The organism is Sandaracinus amylolyticus, assembly GCF_021631985.1.
GTDB lineage: Bacteria > Myxococcota_A > Polyangia > Polyangiales > Sandaracinaceae > Sandaracinus > Sandaracinus amylolyticus_A.
In genome coordinates this window covers 5075445-5095622 of the sequence record NZ_CP070225.1, presented here as the reverse complement: position 1 = coordinate 5095622, position 20178 = coordinate 5075445, and the positions used below count along the sequence as shown (strand labels likewise).

Here is a 20178-nt window from a genome sequence, read left to right as displayed (position 1 = left end):
GTGACACGCGCGGCGTCGCGCACGATCGATCCTCGTGGTCGAGATCTGCCGGATCAGGGCGCATCGCCGAAGAGCGCGTGCAGCTCGACGGAGACGATGACCAGTCGATCCGCGGTGGGCAGTGGAGCCGAGAGCTCCATCAACATCTGCTGGATCGCCCGGCGGTGCTCCTGCAGTCGCTCGTAGCGCTCGCGATCGACCTGGAGCACGACGATCGGCCCTTCGAACCCGGGCCGCAGCGCGCGCGAGCGCGCCATCTCGCGGAACGCGACGCCGAACCGCTTCGTCCGCCGCGCCGAGACGACCCGCGGACCGTCGTCGGGGATCAACGTCCAGCCCTGACGGGTCTTGCGCGCGATCCCGAGCGCGGCGCACAGCTCGAGCGCGGCGCGCACGCGCGGCTCCGGGACCTCCAGCCCGCGCGCGAGCTCCGCGACCGGATCCTTCGCGCGCTGGACCGAGCGCACCGAGAGCGCGGGGATCAGCACTGCGAGGAGCGGCTCGGACTCGAACGCGTCCTCGATGCTCCGGCGCTTGCGCGGTCCCTCGGGCAGCGGCAGCGACGACGCGTCGACGCCGAGCGCGTCGATCACGAGATCGGGCAGCGCCCCGCACGCGTCGACGAGCCCGAGGAACTCGTGGAAGCGAGGCTCCGAGAGCCCACGCAGCCAGCGCCCGAGCGTGGCCCGCGTGACGCCGATCGCGCTCGCGACACGCGTGACCGCGTGGCCCGACGTGATCGCGCGGAGGTACGACGCGACTCCGTCGACGTCGGCGAGCGTGCGCACGTCGGCGAACGCGACCGGGAGCCGCACCGGTTCCTTCTCCCATCGCGGCGCGGCACGCAGCGCGGCGAGCCGCACGACCTCGGTCGTGACCGGGCTGCGCCGGCCGCGCTCCCAGTCGTAGAGGACGTTCGTCTCGTACCCGAGCCGCTCGCTCGCGAGGCGCTGCGAGCGTTTGCCCCGGAGCGCTCGGACCGTCGCGCGCGTGACTCGCTTCCAGGCCGTCTCGGCGGAACTGCTCGCCATGTGGACCGAGAGCGTACGTCGCGCGTGCGTCACGGCGACGTGACGAGCGCGTGCCAACGCTGCGAGTACGTGTGCCCGACGCCCCGTGCTACACCCGCGCCCGCCATGAGCCGCATCTACCGCTCGCTGCCTCCCGCCGGAACCAAGATCGGCCTCGCCTTCTCGGGCGGCCTCGACACGCGTGCCGCCGTCGCGTGGATGTCGCGACAGGGCCTCGACGTCCACTGCTACACCGCGGACCTCGCGCAGCCCGACGAGAAGGACCCGCGCGAGATCCCGCCGATCGCGATGACGCACGGCGCGAAGCTCGCGCGCCTGCTCGACTGCCGCGAGGCGATGGTCCGCGAGGGCCTGATCGCGATCCAGTGCGGCGCGTTCCACCTGAGCGTGGGCAGCAAGAAGTACTTCAACACGACGCCCCTCGGCCGCGCGGTGACGACGACCGCGATCGTGCGCGCGATGCGCGAGGACGGCGTGCACGTCTTCGGCGACGGCAGCACCCACAAGGGCAACGACATCCAGCGCTTCTATCGCTACGGCATCCTCGTCGACCCCGACCTGCGCATCTACAAGCCGTGGCTCGACCAGGCGTTCGTCAGCGCGTTCGGCGGCCGCAAGGAGATGAGCGAGTACCTCGAGTCGATCGGCCTGCCGTACAAGATGGGCACCGAGAAGGCGTACTCGACCGACGCGAACGTGCTCGGCGCGACGCACGAGGCGAAGGACCTCGAGCGGCTCGACACCGGCATGCACATCGTCGCGCCGATCATGGGCGTCGCGCACTGGAAGAAGGACGTCGCGATCGAGCCCGAGACGATCACCGTCGAGTACGAGGCGGGCCTGCCGGTCGCGCTGAACGGCAAGCGCTTCGCGTCGGCGTTCGAGCTCTTCGTGCAGTGCAACGAGATCGGCGGTCGCCACGGCCTCGGCATGAGCGACCAGATCGAGAACCGCGTGATCGACGCGAAGTCGCGCGGCATCTACGAGGCGCCGGGGATGGCGCTGCTGCACATCGCCTACGAGCGCCTGCTCAGCGCGATCCACAACGAGAGCACGACCGATCTCTACGCGACGCTCGGCCGTCGCCTCGGTCGCCTGCTCTACGAGGGCAAGTGGTTCGATCCCGAGGCGATGATGCTGAAGGACGGCCTCACGCGCTGGATCGCGCCGGCGATCAGCGGCTCGGTCACCCTCGAGCTGCGCCGCGGCGACGACTACACGATCCTCGAGACGCGCGCGCCGTACATGGCGTACGACCCCGACAAGCTCTCGATGGAGAAGGTCGAGCAGCCCGCGTTCACGCCCGAGGATCGCATCGGCGCGCTCGAGATGCAGAACCTCAACGTCGGCGACAACCGCGCGCTGCTCCTGCACTGGATGGACAACGTGCGGAAGCTCGGGCCGGGCACGTCGACCCAGCTCGACAAGCTGCTGACCGACGGCGACTGAGTCCTTGCCGGAGTGCTCGTCCCGCCGGTCACGGCCGCGCCTCGAGTCACTCGAAACACGTCCCGCCGTCGGGCCCGAGCGTGTGCGGGCACGTGCCCTCGTAGTAGGCCCCTGGCACGGGCGCGAGCTCGAGATGGATCGTGCTCGCGCCCGGGGGACAGAACGCGTCGACGAGCGCCCACCCCGGCTCTCCCGAGCCGTACGGCACGCGCGCGAGCTCGCAGACCTGGCGTCCATCCTCGATGGTGCGTCGGGTCCGCCCCGGCAGCGCGTCGCACGTCATCCCCTCGGGAAGCGATTCCTCGACGACGCAGCCCGAGGTGATGCCGTACTGGCACCTCGCACCGAGAATGCGGTTGCCCAGCGCCTCGCCCAATGCGTCGAACGAGGGCTCGAGATCGGGCGCGCAGATCGATCGCAGGAACGTCGGCACGCGCGCGTCGTCGAGGTCGTCGAGCGCTTCCACGATCCGCCGCGGGGGAAACGCGGTGATGCCGGGGCCACTGCACGAGGGCAGGACGCGCGACGGCTGCGTCGGATCCGGCACGAGCTGCATGCGCTCGTGCGCGAGGACGCCGTCGTAGTCTCCGCCGGCGTCGGGCTCGAGCGCGTCGAGCGGTGCGCCGACCAGCGCCGCGATGAACAAGTCGTCGGGCTGCCATCGCAGCCCGAGGAGGCCGCTCTCGCCGTGCTCGCCTTCGACGTAACGCGCGATCGCGTGCAGCGCGTCGCGGTGATCACGGCAGCGCGTCTCGAGCGGCTCCCCGTCGTACGCCGCAGGATCGAAGAGCGAGACGTCCTCGACCGAGCAGTCGTCCTCGTCGGTGACGATCACGGCCGCGAGCAGCGGCGGATAGGGCACCGCAAAGTCGTCGTACTCGGCGAAGCCGTGGCCAGCGCCTTCGCGGAACATCGGCAAGCCGCGGGGGAACACGAGGTCGGCCGCATCGTGCGTCGGCATGAGCGCCTTGAGCGCGGCCTCGAGCGGTTGCTCCCAACCGCAGCCGGAGGTGCCCACGCGCGCCGCACATGCGACGGCCTCGACGAACGCGTCGGCGTCGTCGCCCGGCTCGAACGTGATCACGGGCGAGCTCCCGCCGCACGAGGGATCGCCCGACCGCGGCACGCCGTCGTCGCCCAGGGCCCCGAAGCGCCCGTCGGTGCACGAGGGCACGTCGTGCCCCGCGACGCCGAGATGGCTCGTCACCACCGCGACCCGCAGCGGAAGAGCGGGCACCTCTCGGCGCCCGTCGCCGTCGCGATCGCCCGTGGCGAGCGAGCGTGTCAGGCGCGCGATCGCGCCGTTCACCTCGTCGATGCGGCCGAGGCTCGAGTCATCGAGCACGATCAGCAAGTCGACGGTCTCGGGATGACCTTCGAGCGTCCGGCGGAGCTCGCGGTCCGTGTGCAGACAAGGGGTCGATGAAGTGACGTCGACTGGGGTGCACGCGAGGACGAGCGAGGACGCGAGAGCAGCGAGGAGTCGGCGCATGGCGGCGAGCGTGGAGCAAGCGACACGCCGCGCGCGCATCTCGCGGACATCTCGCGCGCTCGTTCCCTCGCCGCGCCAACCGTGTTGGCGAGTCACCTGTCACAGCGCGCCGGCTCGCCCGTCTTCGCTGCGAAGGAGCCAATCCACATGGACCAGCGTCTCGCCTATCCCCGCATCGTTCCCGACGTGTACCGCGCGCTCGGCACCGTCTCGCGCACCCTGTCCGAGGGCGCGATCGAGCCCGCGCTGCGTCACCTCCTCGACCTGCGCATCTCGCAGATCAACGGGTGCTCCTACTGCGTCGATCTCCACTTCCGCGAGGCACTGGCGGGCGGGGTCGCGGCGCGGAAGATCAATGCCGTGGCCGCATGGCGCGAGACTCCGTTCTTCTCTCCGCGCGAGCGCGCGGCGCTCGCCTGGGCGGAGTCGCTCACGCGCGTCGATCGCGACGGCGCGCCCGATGCGCTCTACGACGAGGTCGCGCGTCACTTCGACGAGCGCGAGCGCGCCGAGCTCACGTTCGTGATCGCGACGATGAACGCGTGGAACCGCGTCGCGATCGCGTTCCGACAAGGAGCACCGGAGACGCCGTGAGCGACGAGCTCGAGCCGCACCGCCGCCGTCTCTGGGGCATCGCGTATCGCATGCTCGGCTCGATCGACGACGCCGACGACATGGTGCAGGAGACGTTCTTGCGCTGGCATCGTCGCGACGCCGACGAGGTGGTGCGGACGCCGGAGGCGTGGCTCGTCACGACGATCACGCGCCTCTGCATCGATCGCCTCCGCGCGCGACGCACCGAGCGCAGCGCGGAGGTCGATCCCTGGCTGCCCACGCCGATCGTGACCGAGTCACCCGAGCGCGCCCTCGAGCTCGCGTCGGATCTCTCGGTCGCGTTCCTGCTGCTGCTCGAGCGGCTCGCGCCCGAGGAGCGCGCGGCGTTCCTGCTGCGCGACGTGTTCGACGTGGACTATCCGGCGATCGCAGGAGCGCTGGGGCGCAGCGAGGCGGCGTGCCGGCAGGTCGTGCATCGGGCGCGAGAGCGCGTGCGCACCGAGCGTCCTCGCGCCGTCGCCTCGCCCGAGGCCCACGCCGAGATCGCGCACCGCTTCGCCGCGGCGCTGCGCGCGAAGGACGATGGCGCGCTCGTCGAGCTGCTCACCGAGGACGCACGGCTCGCGACCGATGGTCGTGGCGTGCGCGGCGCGGCGCGGCGCTGGATCGTCGGGCGCGATCGCGTCGCACGTGCGCTCGCGGGGATCGCGCGCAAGCGGGCCCGTGCGGGCGTCGTCGAGGAGCGTGTCGTCTTCGTCGGAGGCGAGCCGGGGATCGTCACGTACGTCGACGGCGTCGTCGTCTCGATCTCCGCGCTCGAGCTCGAAGGATCGCGCGTGCGTGCCGTGCACCGGGTGCTCGATCCCGACAAGCTGCGCGCGTCGATGGGTCTGCAGGAGTGCTCGTCCCGCAGGTCTCGGACGGGAGCGCGCGAAGCGCGCGGACGGTAGGGGCCGGCGGGCGAGCCGATTTTCGTCGATGGGAGAGCGTGGATGACGTACGTGATGGTCGATATCGAGGCCGACGGACCGATCCCCGGCGACTACTCGATGATCGCGCTCGGTGCGGTGATCGTGGAGCCCGGCCTCGAGCGCACCTTCTACGCGCGCTTGCGTCCGATCTCGGAGCGCTGGATCCCCGATGCGCTGAAGGTCTCGGGGTTCTCGCGCGAAGAGACTCTGACCTTCGACGATCCGACGGAGTCGATGTCGCGATTCTCCGACTGGCTCGCTCGCGAGGGTGGCAATCGAATCGTGTTCGTCTCGGACAACAACGGATTCGACTGGCAATTCGTGAATTGGTACTTCCACCACTTCCTCGGGAAGAACCCGTTCGGCCACAGCTCGCAGAACCTCGGCTCGCTCTACAAGGGCCTCGTGAAGGACACCTTCCAGAGCTTCAAGCACCTGCGGCGCACCGAGCACACGCATCATCCGGTGGACGACGCGCGCGGGAACGCGGAGGCCCTGCTGCGCATGAAGGACGAGCTGGGCCTGAAGATCCGGTGGCGCTGATCGCTCAGAGACCGAGGCAGTCGGCGAGCGACGCGGGCAGCCGCTCACGCTGGTAGTCCGCGGCGGGCGCGACGCCGAACGCGAAGCGCGTCGGAGACTCCTCGACCGTCGCGACCGCGGCGAACGCGGCCCCGTCGCGATCCTCCGCGCGCTCGATGCGGTCGGGCCATCCGTTGCGCAGGCGCACGCCGTGACCGCGATCGTATCCAGGGCGCGCGACGAAGCGCGTCCCGTCGAAGACCACCTCGGTGCCGCCGCCCGCGTCGAGCTGCGTCCACCCGGTCCCGTCGGCGCTCGACCACCAGCCGACCCCGTCGCGCGCGGTCACGAACGTGCCGGCGCCGAACGCGAGCGTGCGCGATGCCTCGTTGCCGGGCAGCGCGTCGGAGACGTTCTCCCAGGCGCTCAGATCGCGCGAGCGCATCGCGGTGCCGTAGCCGCCGGTCGCGACCCACCACCCGTTGCCGAAGTCGATCTGTCCGACCCACTGATCGAACGCCGGCGCACCGACGTCGGTCCACTCGTATCCGTTCGCCGACACGAAGATCGCCGTCGCCGAGCCGGTCACGAATCGACCGTTCGCGTACGTGATGTTCCGGAGCAGGTTCGGATTGTCGAAGTCCGTGGTGCCCGGCGCTTCACCGCGCACCGAGCACCACGTCCGCCCCTGGTCGATGCTCACCCACCGCGCGTGGTTCGAGCCCGCCGCGACGATCACCGGGATCGTCTCCCCGGGATCCCCCGCGTCGGGCCCCGACGACCCACCACCGTCGAGCCCGCCTCCGTCTCGATCCGACGACGATGTCCCCCCGTCGTCGAGCGTCAGCGATGGAGCGCACGCTGCGAGCAGCAGCGCGACCCAGCAGGCGTGCGCGCGCATGCGATCACAGCCCGCCGAAGTCGACCTTCGTCAGCTCGACGCTGCGCTGCCAGAGCTGCTTCGCGACCTCGGGGTCGCGCGCTGCCGTCGTGCAGCCGACCTTCACCGGCGGGCCCGCCATCTCACCGAGGCCCGCGGGACCGTAGTAGTCGCCGCTCTTCGCGTCGGGATCGGTCGCCGCGCGCAGCGTCGGCAGCGCACCCATCGCCGCGGTCTGCGCGAACACGCCGTTGCCGATCTTCATCAGCATCGCGTTGAAGCGGCTCTTCTCGAGCTCGGGTCCCTTGCCCTGCAGCTCGGTCGCCGCATAGCCGGGGTGGCACGCGATCGCCGCGACGGGCACCTTGCCGGGCCACTTCTTCTCGGTGCGGCGCTGCAGCTCGAACGTGAAGAGCAGGTTCGCGAGCTTGCTCTGCCCGTACGCGGCCCACTTCTCGTAGCGCTTCTCGCCCATCAGATCCTCGAAGCGCATCTTGCCCATGCGGTGCGCCTGGCTCGCGACGTTCACCACGCGCGCCGCGCCGGTCTCGAGCAGCCGCCCGAAGAGCAGCCCCGTCAGCGCGAAGTGCCCGAGGTGGTTCGTGCCGAGCTGCATCTCGAACCCGTCCTCGGTCGTCGTGCGCGGGATCGCCATCAGCCCCGCGTTGTTGATCAGCGCGTCGATGCGCCCGTGCTCGCTCTTCACCTGATCCGCGAACGCAAGCACGCTCGCGAGGCTCGCGAGGTCGAGCTTCATCAGCTTCGTCTTCGCGCCGGGCGCTGCCGCGCGCAGCTGCTCGAGCGCGGTGCGCCCCTTGTCCTGACTGCGGCACGCGAGGATGACCTCGCCTCCGCGCTGCGCGAGGATCGTCGCGGCCTCGTAGCCGATGCCGCTGTTCGATCCGGTGATCACGAAGGTCTTGCCCGTCTGATCGGGCACGTTGCTCGCCGTCCAGGTCGTCGCCATGGGGCGCGAGCGTAGCAGCAGCGGGCACGCTCGGTGCACACGCGCTCCTCCACACACGACGCGCTCGCGATTCGAACCGCTGCGTGAACGTCGTGCGTCGCTTCGGAGGAACAATGGTGATCGCTCGTTCACACGCTCTCGCGTCCACGCTTCTCTTCGCATCGGTCCTGGCTTCGACCACGCTCGCGCAGGCACAGGCGAGCACCGGCGAGCTGCGCGATCACGAGTCGACATCACGGGTCGCGGTGGAGCTCGGCTTCTATCACTGGAGCGTCGGCATGTCGGACGTCGAGCTCTTCCAGCCGAGCTTCTACGGAAGCTTCCGCCTCGCGGCGCCGACCGACACGACCTTCGTCGATCTCGACGTCGCGTGGCGCGCGACGGGATCGGCGGGTGACGGCTCCGCGTTCCGCGCCGGCAACCCGTACGTCGGCGTGCGCGCCGGCATGCACGATCGAGAGAACGGCTTCCGCGTGCGCGGTGGGCTCGGCCTCACCGCACCGCTGACGAACCTCTACGACGACTATCGCGACGGTCTCTTCGGCGACGGGTTCGTCGGCATCTTCACGCTCGCGCTCGGCGCCGCGATGCAAGGAGCGTGGGACGCGTGGCTCAGCACGCCGCTCAACATGGCGGTGGTCGCTCGCGGCGACGTCGAGTGGCGTCAGGAGTACTTCGACGTCGGTGCCGAGGCGGGCTTCGGCGCGCTGCTTCCCGTCGAGTACGAGGGGCAGACCGGCGACACGACGTTCGCGCTGCAGGGCGCGGCGTGGGCCGCGGGACGCCCGATCCCCGAGCTCGCGATCGGTGCGCGCTTCCAGGCCGTGATGCTCGCGCCGACCGGCGAGGACATGGAGACCGAGGGCTACCTCGCGCTCGTGCCGTTCGTGCGCGGTGAGATCGGCGCGGGCTTCGTCGAGGGCCGCTTCGTGATGAACCTCGACGATCCCTACGGCTTCGCGTTCGACGACGGCGGCGTCTGGGCCGTGTACGTCTCGGGCGGCGCGGATTTCTGACCGCGGTCAGCGCTCGTACGTCAGCTCGATCGCGCCCGGGAGCTCCGCGAGGACCTCGGGCGCGAGCGTCTCGTGTCCGGTCGCGGCGCCGTAGAGACAGAGTCCCTCCGCGCCCACGCCGGGCACGACCTCGAGGCGCAGCGAGTGACGCGCGCGCGGTCGCGCGAAGAGACGCGCGAGCAGCTCGACGTCGTCGACGACGAGCTCCACCACGCGCCCGATCCCATCGTCGGGCGGCACGTCGATCGTGCCGATCGTGATCTCGTCGATCGACACCGACGCGCGCGCTCCGTCCTCCGACGTCGCGCCGATGCCGAGGCCCGGCAGCTCCGACGACGCGCGCATCCGCACCACGAGCCGCGACGGTGCAGCGCCACGATCGCTACGGAATTCGTAGCGCACCCAACCGCGACCGCTGCCCCAGAGGTGCATGACCGCGCCGCCGTCCCAGCGCCCCACGCCCTCGAACGCAGCGCGGCGGAACCCCTCGATCGGCATCCGCAGCACGCCGTCGACCCACGTGTCGTGCACCTGCGAGGTGCCGCGCGCTTCGCGCGACGCCGGGTGGATCGGCGCCTCGCCGAACGCCTCGCCGAGCCGTGGGTTGCGCTCCTCGGGCGGCGTGATCGTCCACCTGCGCGCATGACGCGCGAGCACCGCGCGCACGTCGCGGGTTCGTCGCTCGCCCTCGCCGTCGGGATGGATGCCGTGCTCGCTCGGACGATCCTCGTAGGGCAGGTACGTCCACACCAGCGCGCCCGCGATGCCGTCGCGATGCCCGGCGCGCAGGAACGCGTCGTACCACCGCGCGCGCGGCACACCGAGCACGCGGAGCTGTCTCGTGCTGAACCCGAATTCACCGAACACGAACGGCTTGCGCGCGACGTGGTGCGCGAGCTGGACGCGATCGTCGATCCACCGCGTCAGCTCGCGCACGTCGCGCACCCGCTGGTACGCGGCGGGGTACGCGTGCGCGTCCGCGTAGTCGATCTCGGGCAGGCGCTGGATCGCGAGCCAGGTGTCGCGATCCGCGGCGCGCTCGTAGCCGATGTGGCCCGCCGCGATCAGATGGTTCGGATCGAGGGAGCGGATGAAGCGCGCGTTCTCCTGGGTCCAGCGCACGAGCGCGGGCGCGGAGCGCGCCGGCACGCTCGACTCGTTCATCAGCTCCCACGCGAGGATCGTCGGCTCGTCGCGGTACGCGATCCCGCTCGTCGAGCTCACCCGCTCCACCACCCGGCGCACGTGCGCGCGATAGAGCGCGTCGCAGCGCGTGCAGTCGAAGAAGCGCGCGAGCCCCGGGCCGCCCGGCGCGTCGGCGCTCCCCTCGTCGAAGGGCACGCCCGCCCAGCGCAGGTACTGGGGCACCCCGCCGTAGTCGCGCCATCGGTTCGCGAGCACGACGATCACGCGCAGATCGCGCGCCTTCGCCGCATCGATCACGCGATCGAGGTGCTCGAACGACGTCGCGATCCAGCCCTCCTCGCCGGTGCGGAACGCGAAGTCGCGGGCCCACGCCGGCGCGTCCTCGGCGCGCTCGCCGAGCGCCCACACGCGGATCACCCGCAGCCCGTCGGCGCGCACCGCGTCGAGCGTGCGCTCCATCGCCGCGCGATGGGGCAGGCCGTGCACCACGCCGACGTTCGCGCCGACGAAGTGGAAGGGCGCGCCGCCCGCGACGAAGCGCGTGCCCGACACCCGCACGAAGCGATCGTCGACCGGAGGAGGCTCGACCCGCTCCTCGAGCGCGACCTCGGTCGGCGGAGGCGCGACCTCGAGCTCGCCGTCCTCCGCGCGCACCACGCTCGCGACGATCACGCACGCGATCGCCGCGACGACGCCCGCGCGCTTCACCGCGCCACCGCGGGCCCCACCTGCGCGTTGCCCGGGCTGCGCACGACGAGGCGATAGTCGCCGACCGCGAGATCCGGCGGCACGCCGAAGCTGCCGCGGAACGCGCCGTGCTCGTTCGTCACCGTCACGCCGAGCATGCGCTCCACCGCGCTGCTCTCCGATGCGAGCAGCACCTCGATGCGCAGCCCCGCGATGCCGAGGTCCGCCGAGCGCGCCGTGCCCGTCACCTCGAGCGTGCGACCGCGCAGCACCTCGATCGTCGACGGCAGATCGAGCCGCAGATCGAGCGCGGCGCGCGACTCGCGGCCCGCGGTGCCCTCCTCGACCTGCGCCTGCACTGCGCCGCCCTGCGGCGGCCCACCGCTACCTCGACCGGTCGAGGTAGCGCCCTCGGCGCCGCTCGACGACGATCCTTCGTCGCCGCCCGACGACGACGACGACGCGTCCTCGCTGAGCCGCGCCGCCTCCTGGTACGCGCGCACGTAGGCGTCGGGGCGCGGCAGCGGATCGGGCACCTCGGGCCGATAGCGCGGGCGCTCGTCGGTGTTGTGCGGCGACAGACCGCGCGGCGATCCGCCGAGATCGATGCGCAGCCACCCGCGGTTCTCGGGCAGGTGCACCTCGACCCAGGCGTGCGCCTCGTTCTGCACGAAGCGCGCGTGGATGCCGAGCGCCTGCGCGGTGATCACGAACCCGTACGCGCGATGGCGGCACACGCCGCGCTGTCCGTTCGCGAGATCCCAGTAGATGTCGCCGGTGTCGCGCGGGGGCTCGGCGCTCTCCTCGAAGTCGCGGAACCAGCGAACGAGCTCGCTCAGCGTGACGTCGAAGGGCATGCCGCGATGCAGGTTGAGCCGCGCCGCGAACTCCTCGCCGCGACGCTGCACGCTCGCGGGCACCTGCGGCACCTCCGCGATCAGCGCGTCGGCGCGCGTGCGCGGCAGCTCGGTCCCGAAGTACGTCCGCGGCGCGTCGGTGAGGAACACGACGCGCACCTCGCTCACCGCGCCGCGCGGCTCGTCGACGATCGCGTAGAAGTTGTCGGCGCCGTCGCGCTCGAAGCGCAGCCGCGTCTCGGGCTCGGTGCGCACCGTGAGCAGGCGCGACTCCGGCGACACCGAAGGGAAGGGCACCTCGCGCCCGCCCGAGAAGTCGAGCACCACGCTGCCCCAGAAGAGATCACGCGGCCTCCAGTCGGGTGCCTGCGCCTGGGCACCTTCGACGGGCACCTCGCGACGCGGACCGCGATCCGCGATCGCGAGCACCGGCGTGCGATCCGTGAGCGTGATCCCGTCGAGCGCGGTGACCCGCTTGAACGGCGAGATGGTCGGCGTGAACACCTCGAAGTACCCGACCTGCCCGTTCAGCTCGGTCACGCGGTCGGGCCGGAACGAGGGCGAGCGACGACCGACCTCCTCGGTCGCGCGCTCGTCGCCCGGCGCGGCCTGCATCGCCCGCTCTTCGCCGGGGCGCATCGGTCCGCCCTCGGGCGCTGGGATCACCTCGCCGTCGTAGACGAGCGCCTCGGGCGCGGCGCCGCCCGACGACACGAGCATCGTGCCCTCGTCCGCCTCCACGCCCGGCACGTACTCGTGCGCGATGGGGTCGTCGGCGCGCGCGAGGGTCGCGCCGAGCATCACGAGCGCGGCGAGCGTGAGGGGGCGCAGGCGCCGCATCGCGCGAATCATGTCATGCACCGTCGCTTCGAGACACCGACCCGTGTGTCTAGTTCTGGTGCGAGGGGCGGGGAGCATCCTACCGGCGCGTTTAGGTTCCCCCCGTGGCCGTCGGCGACATCGGCGGCTAGAGTCAGTGCTGTCGTTCTCCTCTCCTGGAGGGCGCGGAGGAAGGGACACCGGATGAACATCGTGGTCGCGATCCTCGGGATCTCTTTCCTGGTCGTCGTCCACGAAACGGGTCACTACCTCGCCGCGCGTGCCTTCGGGATGCGCGTGCTGCGGTACTCGATCGGCTTCGGACCTCCGATCTTCCGCTATCAGCCGAAGGGCAGCCCGACCGTCTTCCAGGTCTGCGCGATCCCCTTCCTCGCGTACGTGCAGATCGACGGGATGAACCCCGCCGACGAGATCGATCGCGACGACCCCGCGCTCTTCCCCAACAAGGGCGTGCTCGCGCGGATGATCACGATCTTCGCGGGGCCGTTCGCGAACTACCTCGCGGCGATGCTGATCATGTTCGGCTTCTATCTCGGCTACGGCATGCCGCGCACGGTCGAGACCGCGGGCGCGATGGTCGTCGGCGAGGTCGGCGCGGGCTCGCCCGCCGCGGAAGCGGGCCTCCAGCCGGGCGATCGCATCGTCGAGGCGAACGGGCAGGCGATCACCAGCATCGACGAGCTGCAGGCGGTCACGCGACCGCGCGCCGATCAGGCGACCGAGTACGTCGTCGAGCGCGACGGGCAGCGCATGCCGCCCATGATGATCACGCCGATGCGCGGGCCCGAGGACCAGGGCGTCATCGGGGTCGTCGGCGCGCACGTGTTCGAGCCGGTGTCGGTCGGTGACGCGGCGTACAGCGCGCTGCTCTGGCCGCTCGTGCAGACGCGCGTGCAGCTCGAGGGCATGGCCGCGCTGGTGCGCAATCGATCGACCGAGGGCATCCAGGGCCCGGTCGGGATGACCCGCATGGCGACCGAGAGCGCCGAGCGCGGGCCGCGCACGTTCATCCCGTTCATCGCGCTGATCTCGGTGGCGCTCGGTCTGTTCAACCTGTTGCCGTTCCCCGCGCTCGACGGCGGGCGACTGGTGTTCCTCGGGTTCGAGCTGATCACGCGGCGCCGGCCCAACGAGAAGGTGGAGGCCGTGGTGCACATGGTCGGCCTCTTGTTCCTGCTCGGCGTGATCGTGCTGGTGACGTTCCGAGACGTGATGGGGTGACGTTGCGCCTCGCGCTCGTCGTGATCGCAGCATCGCTCTTCGCAGCAGCACCGGCGCGCGCGGACGACGACGTCTGCGCGATCGAGGGCACGGTCCCCGGCATCGAGATCGCGGTGCGCCAGGATCGCGGCCTGCGTCGGGTGCGGGTGCCCGCGGGGACGCGGGTGCGGATCACGCCGCTGCGCCGCGGCATCACCCAGGTGCGCACCCTCGATGGCGAGACGATCGAGGGGACGACGCGCACCGCGCTGCGCTTCGTGCTCGCCCGCGCGATCGGTCTGCGCGAGCACGCGCTGGAGCTGCCCGAGGGACTGCCGCTCACGCGCGTCGAGCCGGCGCTGCGCGGGCCCTGGGCCGACGTCGACGCGTCGCTCGGTGACGGCCTGGTGCTGCGCCGCGCGCCGCTGCCGTGCGACGCGCTGCGCGTGGTCGCGGAGGACGTGCCGATCGTCGCGCGCGATGCGTTCGAGTCGTACGGGCCGCGCTGGCGCGCGCGCACCGAGCGGCTCTGGGTGTTCGCGCAGCCCGACGGATCCGACGCGCTGCGCATCGACGTGGTTCCCGATGCGGTCGCGCGCTTCGCGGAGCTCGCGCGGCGTGGCGCGTGGGTGCGGCTCGCGCTGCGCACCACGCTCGGCGCGCGCGTGCACGCCTGGGCGCGCGACACCGATCTCGTTCGCTGATGCCGGTGCGCGCCCGTCCGCTGATCGTCCGCCCCGGCGCGCGCTTCGCGTGCGCGGGCGACGGCTTGTGCTGCGCCGACGCGCACCTGCTCGGTCCGCTCTCCCCCGCGGAAGGACGCGCGATCCGCGCCGAGCACGAGAGCGCGATCCTGCGCGAGCAGGGCATGGTGCTCCTGCGCACGAAGCGCGACGGCGCGTGCTCGTTCCTCACGCGCGGCGGGCGCTGCGCGATCCACACGAGCCCGCTGAAGCCGCGCACCTGTCATCGTTATCCGTTCCTGCTCACGGCGACGCTCGACGGTGGGCGCATCGGCACCGATCACCGCTGTCCGTGCCGCACGATGGGCGCGCGTCCGCTGCTGCGCGAGAGCGACGCGGAGCCCGCGCTGCTCGGCTCGGGCGGTCGCCTCTCGGTCGATCTGCGCGCGCCCGAGTCGATCCCGGTGAGCGCGGGGCGCTCGGTGCCGTGGGCGACGTGGCGCGCGCGAGAGGCCGCGCTGATGACGCGGCTCGAGCAAGGCGAGCGGGTCGAGAGCGTGCTCGATGCCGCGCCGTTCCCTGCGGTGCGCGACGGCTCGTGGCCGCAGATCGGGTTCGAGCTCGCGGACGACGATCGCCCGATGCGCTGGGCCCGCGCGCACCAGTGGGCGGGCGACGCGATCCTCGCGCTGCACGGCGAGGCGATCCGCGAGACCCGGCCGCGGCCGTGGTCGGACGCGTTCGGGCGCGCGCAGAGGCGCACGCCCGAGGTGCTCTCGCCCGACGCGATGCTCGCGGACTGGATCGCCGACGCGATCTGGACGCTCGAGTGGGCGACGCGCGGGAGCTTCGTGCTCGCGCGCGCCGAGCTCGCGACGCGCGTGGCGATGGCCCGATGGATCGCGGCGCGGCTCGAGTCCGAAGGGACGCGGCTCGACCGCGCGATGGCCGAGGCGATCGCGGTGGTCGAGATGGTCGGGCTGAGCGAGACGTGGACCGCTGTGCTCTCGCGGGTCTCGATCGGATAGGTCTCGGCGTGAGGCGGGGGGTGGTGCCTCCGCCGCCCGGGGTGCTGTCGTAGTCAAGTGCGGACGCGCGTGATCGACGGATCGGGCGCTTCTCGCACCCGCTGATCCGCACACCGGGCCCTTCTTGCGCGAGGTGACTCGCCGCGAACGAGGCTTGGTGTGCGGTGGCTTCAGGCGGTCGGATCGGAGAGCGACGGGACGGATAGGCCCGAACTGTCTTGTCGGACGTCCACGTGAGCGGCGTCGGGTCGGCCTCGTTGGGCATTTCGCCCGCCGCGTCGATCTCGAGGGTGCGCTGGGACTCGCGGTGCAGCCTCTCGGGGCTCCAGCACTCCAGGTGAGCGTCACCCGCTCGATCTTCGCGCCTTGGAGCGGAAGCGAAGGGAAGAGAGCGCGAAGCTCGCCGTCAGGAGCCGACGAGCGAAGATTGGCCCGCGTCGCGTGAAGGCGACGCGGTCACGGCGGTCATCGATCGTGTGTCGAAGAGCTTGGTCGCATCGAAGGGCGCTCCTCGCGCGACGTGCACCATCGCGCGCGCGAGCTTCCGCATCAGCGCGACGACTGCCTTGAGCTTGATCTCGGCGCGGTAGCCCTTTCGCGCTCGGTACCACTCACGCGCGACGGGGTCGCTCTGCACGAAGCGCAGCGCCGCGAGGAAGAGATACCTACGCGCCCGTCCGGGGCCGCGTTTCGTGATGTGGATCGTGTGCTGCCCGGCGTTGTTGCCGCTGCTCTGGACCCTGAGGTTGAGGCCCATCGCCTTCTCGAAGGACGCGGACGATTCGTAGTCGGCGGGATTGCCGAGGTCGGCGACGAGCGCAGCGGTCGTGACGGCACCGAACGCGGCGCGCATCGAGTGGAGCTCGCGATGATTGGCGAGCTCGGCTTCGATGCGCTTGTCGACATCGCGGATGTGCTCGCGCAACGAGAGCATGTGACGTGCGAGCGAGCGAAGGAACGAGCGCTCCTGATCGTGCATCGACTCGCCGAGCGAGCCGACGGCGCAGCCGACGATCTGCTCGATGCGCTCGAAGGAGAGCGCCGCGCGCGAGACGCGTCGGAGCAGCTCGACCGCATCGCCGCGTCTGGCGCGGACCTCGGCAGGCCCGGGCATCTCGCAGAGCAAGTGCAGGTGCCACGCGGCGTCCATGTCGAGGTGCTGGGAGAGCTCGGGCCAGTGACGCGCGACGAGCGCTTCGAGCCGTCCGTACGCGGTCTCGAAAGGTCGAGCGTAGAGGTCGCGCTCGTCGATCAGACTGCGCATCGCCCTCTGGACTGCGCTCCGCTCTTTCCAGCGCTTCGAGATGCCTTGCGCGTGGAGATGCGCGAGCAGCGTGCACGCCTTGGCGTCGTGCAGGCTCGGCACTCCGTCGAGCAGCTCGGCTGCATCGTGGACCTTCTTGGCGTCCACGCGGAACACGGGAATCTCGCGCAGCGTGAGCTGGTAGCGGAGCGCGTCGCCGTAGACGCCCGTCGGCTCCATCGCGACCTCGAGCGCGACGCCGAGCTCGCGGAGACGGCAGAGCAGCTCGAGGAACAGTCGCGTCTGCTTCGGATGCTCGAAGCGCACGATCTCGACGCAGCGACCCGCTGCGCTCGCGAAGCCAGCGAACATCTTCGTCTTCGCGAGGTCGATCGCGACGATGCAGCTCGCTCCGAGCGCACTGGCGAGCTTGCTCGCGTCGACGTGTTGGATCTCGACGGTTCGATAGGTACGCTTGCCCACGGGGACGACCTCCTGCACGGCAGTTTCGACTGTCTATTCGAGGCGTCCCCAACTCTCCTACAGCCGACTCGCGGGCTGCTGTTCGACCGCGGTGAGAGCGTCGGGACGCGGTGGGCGCATCGCGGCGCGCGCGCTGCCGCGCCGCCGCGATGCTGTGGTCAGTCCGTGGTCGGCCTCTGCGAGCCCCCGTCGCACGAGGGCGGCGGAGGCACCACCCCCCGCCCGGTACCGCGGTTCTGCCGTCTCGGGTGGTTGGGCTGAGGTGACTCGCGACGGGTCCGCGCTTCGCCGCGGCCCCGACGCTCGCGGTTCGGGCTCCGCTTCGCGTTCGCCTGGATCGGACGGGCTCCGCTTCGCGTTCGCGCTGAACGAGGAGCGGGCACGCGCGGAAGCGCGGGACCGCGACGGGCGTCGGGGAGGAGCAGCTAGAGCTTCTTCAGCTGCGCCCGCGCGCGCTCTGCGACGTCGGCCGTGTCGACCGGCGGGCCGTGCGCGGGGACGACGATCGCCGGGGGATGCGCGTCGAGCTCGCGCAGGAGCGCGTCGCGCACCGCCGCGCGGTCCTTCACCAGCGTCCACACCGCGAGCTTGAACAGCCGGAACCCGGGCGCGCTGTCGGTCAGCGAGAAGAGCCAGCGGATCGGCGGCCCCGGCATGCGCTGGATGTTCGCCAGCAGATCGCCGCTCCACCACACCGCGCCGCGCTTGGTGTCGGCCTGCACGATCGTCTCGCCGGTCTTGAAGCCGGGCGGCTCGTGGAAGCGCGCGCCCGCGCCCGACGCGAGCTCCGAGAGCGGGCGCCACGGCACGCCGGGCACCTTCTTCGCGAGCGTGGTGATCGCGGCGCTCGGGCAGTGGCTCGTCGCGTCCGGGAAGCGCGCGCGCCAGTCCTTCTGGCCGAGGTGATGGAACGTGTTGTTCGCGACGAGCGCGCGCACCTCGCCGTGCTCGCGCAGCGCGTCGAACGCGCGCGCGTCGAGCCCCGCGCCCGGGCTGATCACGATGAGCCCCTCGGGGCCGCGCACCACGAGCGTCGTCGCGTACGCGCCTCTCGTGAACGGATACTCGCGCCACAGGATCCCGCGCTCCTCGTCGACGACGTTCCAGCCTTCGGTCATGCGCGCACCTTCGCCGATCGCGCCGCGCATGGGCAGTCGATCGTCCGGCATCGGTCTGTTAACCCATTCGGCAACGATGAACCTCAGCCACGTCGAGACCTTCGTGCGCGTCGCGGAGGCGCGGAGCTTCAGCGAGGTCGCGCGCTCGCTCGCGGTCCCGACCTCGTCGATCAGCCGCATGATCGCGCACCTCGAGCGCGATCTCGGCGCCAAGCTCTTCGAGCGCACGACGCGTCGCATCGCGCTCACCGCGGTCGGACGCGCGTTCTACGAGCACGCCTCGCGCGCGCTCGGCGAGCTCTCCGAGGGCGAGCGCCGCGTCACCGAGCTCCAGCGCGATCCCCGCGGCGAGGTGCGCATCACCGCGCCCGGCGATCTCGACGACGGCTTCTTCGCGCGTTGCCTCGCCGATCTCGCGATCGCGCATCCGCGCATCCGCGTGACCTGCTCGCTCAGCAGCCGCTACGTCGACCTCGTCGGCGAGCGCTTCGATCTCGCGCTGCGCGTCAGCTACGGCCTGCCGGACTCCTCGCTCGTCGCGCGGCCGCTCGGGCGCTATCGCGCGTGGCTCGTCGCGTCGCCGGACTACGTCGCGCGGCGGGGCGCGCCCGAGCGCCCCGAGGATCTCGCGCGCCACGAGGTCGTGCTGATGGCGCCGCGCGACGGTGTCTCGCGCCTGCCGCTGATCGGGCCCGGCGGCGAGCACGAGGTCGACGTGCGCGGCCGGGTCGCGTGCGACGACCTGCGCTTCGCGCGCGACCTGGTGATCGCGGGCGCGGGCATCGGCGTGCTCGCGATCGCGCCCGGCGCGCGCGAGCCCGCCGACGCGCGCCTGGTGCGCGTGCTGCCCGACCACGAGCTGCGCGCGCCGGCGCTCTACCTCGTGACCACGAGCGCCAAGCGCGTGCCCACCCGCGTCGCGGTGGTGCGCGACTTCCTGGTGAGCGCGTACGCGGCGGTGTGACGCGCTCGGGGTCTCTTCTCAGCGCGCGAGACGTGTGCTCCCCTCGCCGCATGAACCACCTCACGCTCCGTGATCTCCAGATGATCCTCGCCTTCCTCGTGCGCGATCGCCGCGCCGAGCTCGAGGCCGCGGTCGGCGCGGCGTACGCGCGCACGCTCGAAGAGACACTGACCCAGATCGACGCCCTCCCGGCCGCTGTTGTCGATGCGCCGCTCTCCGAGGAGCTCTCCGCCGCCGACGCGCAGCACGACGCGTGGGGCGCCGCGATCCACTCGCTGTGCAACGCGGTGCTCGAGTGCCCGGGCTCGACGCCCGAAGAGCGCGCCGGCGCGCGCGCCGGGCTCGACTTCCTGCTTCCCGGCGGGCTGCGCGAGCTGCGCGACAGCTACGTGACCGAGGCGTCGCGGGCGCGCGAGCGGCGCGCGCAGCTCGACACCCACCGCGCCGCGCTCTCCGCGGTGCGGATCGGCGCGCGCACGCTCGTCGACTGGGCGATCGCGTTCTTCGACGCCGGCGACCTGCTCGGGCGGCTGCTCGTCGATCGCGCCGACGCCGGGGTCGATCGCACGCCGGCGATCAAGCTGCGCGGCATCGCGTCCAAGCGCATCGCGCGGGCGCGCGGCATCGTCGAGCCGAGCAGCTCGGCGGACCAGCGTCTCTTCGGCTACGTCGACACGATCGTGGGCATGCGCGCGCGTGGCTCGAAGGAGCGCGCGCCCGCGCCGCCCGCCCCGAGCGAGCCGCGTCCCAGCTGAGCGCTCGATCGCGATCGCCGGCGAGCGCCGGGGAGGGCTCGAGAGTCCCGGCGCGCGCCGGGGCGCAGCGCCCGCGAGGAGTCGAGACTCCCGTCGAGCGCCGCGGCGCATCGCGAGCCAGGAGTCGAGGCTCCCGTCGGGCGCTGCGGGGCGTCGCCGGGAAGGAGTCGCGACCGCCGGCGGGTGCCGCGGGGCGCCGGCCGTCGGGAGTCGTGACTCCTGGCGGATGCCGGCCCGCATCGCGGCGAGGAAGTCGCGACCCCTCGCGGGCGCCGAGAGGCGTCGTCCTCC

18 protein-coding genes are annotated in these 20178 nt (G+C 71.8%); 10 read left to right on the top strand and 8 right to left on the bottom strand.

Translation table 11 applies throughout. The annotated features are described in order from the left end of the window. Positions 1-53: 53 nt before the first annotated feature. A complete protein-coding gene (locus I5071_RS21515) occupies positions 54-1031 on the bottom strand; it encodes a hypothetical protein (protein WP_236607382.1) in 978 nt (325 codons plus the stop codon). Between the two features lie 105 nt (positions 1032-1136). On the opposite strand from I5071_RS21515, the gene argG reads away from it, so the two are divergent. Next, positions 1137-2480 carry an argininosuccinate synthase gene (gene argG, locus I5071_RS21510; protein WP_236607381.1) on the top strand — a complete coding sequence of 448 codons (1344 nt, stop codon included), beginning with the start codon at positions 1137-1139 and terminating at the stop codon, positions 2478-2480. 46 nt (positions 2481-2526) lie between these two features. Here argG and I5071_RS21505 read toward each other — a convergent pair whose 3' ends face one another. Continuing rightward, positions 2527-3972, bottom strand: coding sequence for a hypothetical protein (locus I5071_RS21505; protein WP_236607380.1), 1446 nt, complete (start codon positions 3970-3972; stop codon positions 2527-2529). 147 nt (positions 3973-4119) lie between these two features. On the opposite strand from I5071_RS21505, the gene I5071_RS21500 reads away from it, so the two are divergent. From I5071_RS21500 to I5071_RS21490, 3 genes are read left to right on the top strand one after another with little or no spacing between them, the layout of a single operon-like run. Then, entirely contained in the window at positions 4120-4566 is a 447-nt protein-coding gene (locus I5071_RS21500; protein WP_236607379.1) for a carboxymuconolactone decarboxylase family protein, read from the top strand. After that, positions 4563-5477: an RNA polymerase sigma factor SigJ gene (gene sigJ, locus I5071_RS21495; protein WP_236607378.1), complete on the top strand. Its 915-nt coding sequence runs from the start codon at positions 4563-4565 to the stop codon at positions 5475-5477. Before I5071_RS21500 ends, sigJ begins: the two co-directional genes overlap by 4 nt. A gap of 42 nt (positions 5478-5519) precedes the next feature. Further along, entirely contained in the window at positions 5520-6041 is a 522-nt protein-coding gene (locus tag I5071_RS21490) for an exonuclease domain-containing protein (RefSeq protein ID WP_236607377.1), read from the top strand. A 4-nt stretch (positions 6042-6045) separates the two neighbouring features. Here the strand turns inward: I5071_RS21490 and I5071_RS21485 are convergent, their stop codons facing one another. After that, positions 6046-6921, bottom strand: coding sequence for a hypothetical protein (locus tag I5071_RS21485; RefSeq protein WP_236607376.1), 876 nt, complete (start codon positions 6919-6921; stop codon positions 6046-6048). Positions 6922-6925: 4 nt separating this feature from the next. Next, positions 6926-7867, bottom strand: a complete 942-nt coding sequence (locus I5071_RS21480) for an oxidoreductase (protein ID WP_236607375.1) — start codon at positions 7865-7867, stop codon at positions 6926-6928. Between the two features lie 116 nt (positions 7868-7983). On the opposite strand from I5071_RS21480, the gene I5071_RS21475 reads away from it, so the two are divergent. Beyond that, complete coding sequence (locus I5071_RS21475; RefSeq protein ID WP_236607374.1) at positions 7984-8883, top strand: hypothetical protein; 900 nt, start codon at positions 7984-7986, stop codon at positions 8881-8883. Between the two features lie 6 nt (positions 8884-8889). On the opposite strand, the gene I5071_RS21470 is transcribed toward I5071_RS21475, so the two are convergent. Together I5071_RS21470 and I5071_RS21465 are read right to left on the bottom strand one after the other, a co-directional pair. Next, entirely contained in the window at positions 8890-10737 is a 1848-nt protein-coding gene (locus I5071_RS21470) for a glycoside hydrolase 5 family protein (RefSeq protein ID WP_236607373.1), read from the bottom strand. Then, on the bottom strand, positions 10734-12413 hold the full coding sequence (locus I5071_RS21465) for a transglutaminase domain-containing protein (RefSeq protein ID WP_236607372.1): 1680 nt from the start codon (positions 12411-12413) through the stop codon (positions 10734-10736). The genes I5071_RS21470 and I5071_RS21465 overlap by 4 nt, the downstream gene beginning before the upstream one ends. Positions 12414-12596: 183 nt before the next feature. On the opposite strand from I5071_RS21465, the gene I5071_RS21460 reads away from it, so the two are divergent. From I5071_RS21460 to I5071_RS21450, 3 genes are read left to right on the top strand one after another with little or no spacing between them, the layout of a single operon-like run. Then, on the top strand, positions 12597-13634 hold the full coding sequence (locus I5071_RS21460; protein ID WP_236607371.1) for a M50 family metallopeptidase: 1038 nt from the start codon (positions 12597-12599) through the stop codon (positions 13632-13634). Next, a complete protein-coding gene (locus tag I5071_RS21455) occupies positions 13631-14317 on the top strand; it encodes a hypothetical protein (RefSeq protein WP_236607370.1) in 687 nt (228 codons plus the stop codon). The genes I5071_RS21460 and I5071_RS21455 overlap by 4 nt, the downstream gene beginning before the upstream one ends. After that, positions 14317-15324, top strand: a complete 1008-nt coding sequence (locus I5071_RS21450; protein ID WP_236607369.1) for a YkgJ family cysteine cluster protein — start codon at positions 14317-14319, stop codon at positions 15322-15324. Before I5071_RS21455 ends, I5071_RS21450 begins: the two co-directional genes overlap by 1 nt. Before the next feature lie 406 nt (positions 15325-15730). Here the strand turns inward: I5071_RS21450 and I5071_RS21445 are convergent, their stop codons facing one another. Next, positions 15731-17050: a transposase gene (locus tag I5071_RS21445; protein WP_236604129.1), complete on the bottom strand. Its 1320-nt coding sequence runs from the start codon at positions 17048-17050 to the stop codon at positions 15731-15733. A gap of 425 nt (positions 17051-17475) precedes the next feature. Then, positions 17476-18198: a hypothetical protein gene (locus I5071_RS21440; protein WP_236607368.1), complete on the bottom strand. Its 723-nt coding sequence runs from the start codon at positions 18196-18198 to the stop codon at positions 17476-17478. Positions 18199-18244: 46 nt separating this feature from the next. Here I5071_RS21440 and I5071_RS21435 point away from each other — a divergent pair, with 46 nt between their 5' ends. After that, the gene (locus tag I5071_RS21435; protein WP_236607367.1) at positions 18245-19132 is read left to right on the top strand and encodes a LysR family transcriptional regulator; all 888 of its coding nucleotides are present in this window, start codon (positions 18245-18247) and stop codon (positions 19130-19132) included. Positions 19133-19182: 50 nt separating this feature from the next. Next, positions 19183-19887: a hypothetical protein gene (locus I5071_RS21430; RefSeq protein ID WP_236607366.1), complete on the top strand. Its 705-nt coding sequence runs from the start codon at positions 19183-19185 to the stop codon at positions 19885-19887. Positions 19888-20178 lie beyond the last annotated feature (291 nt).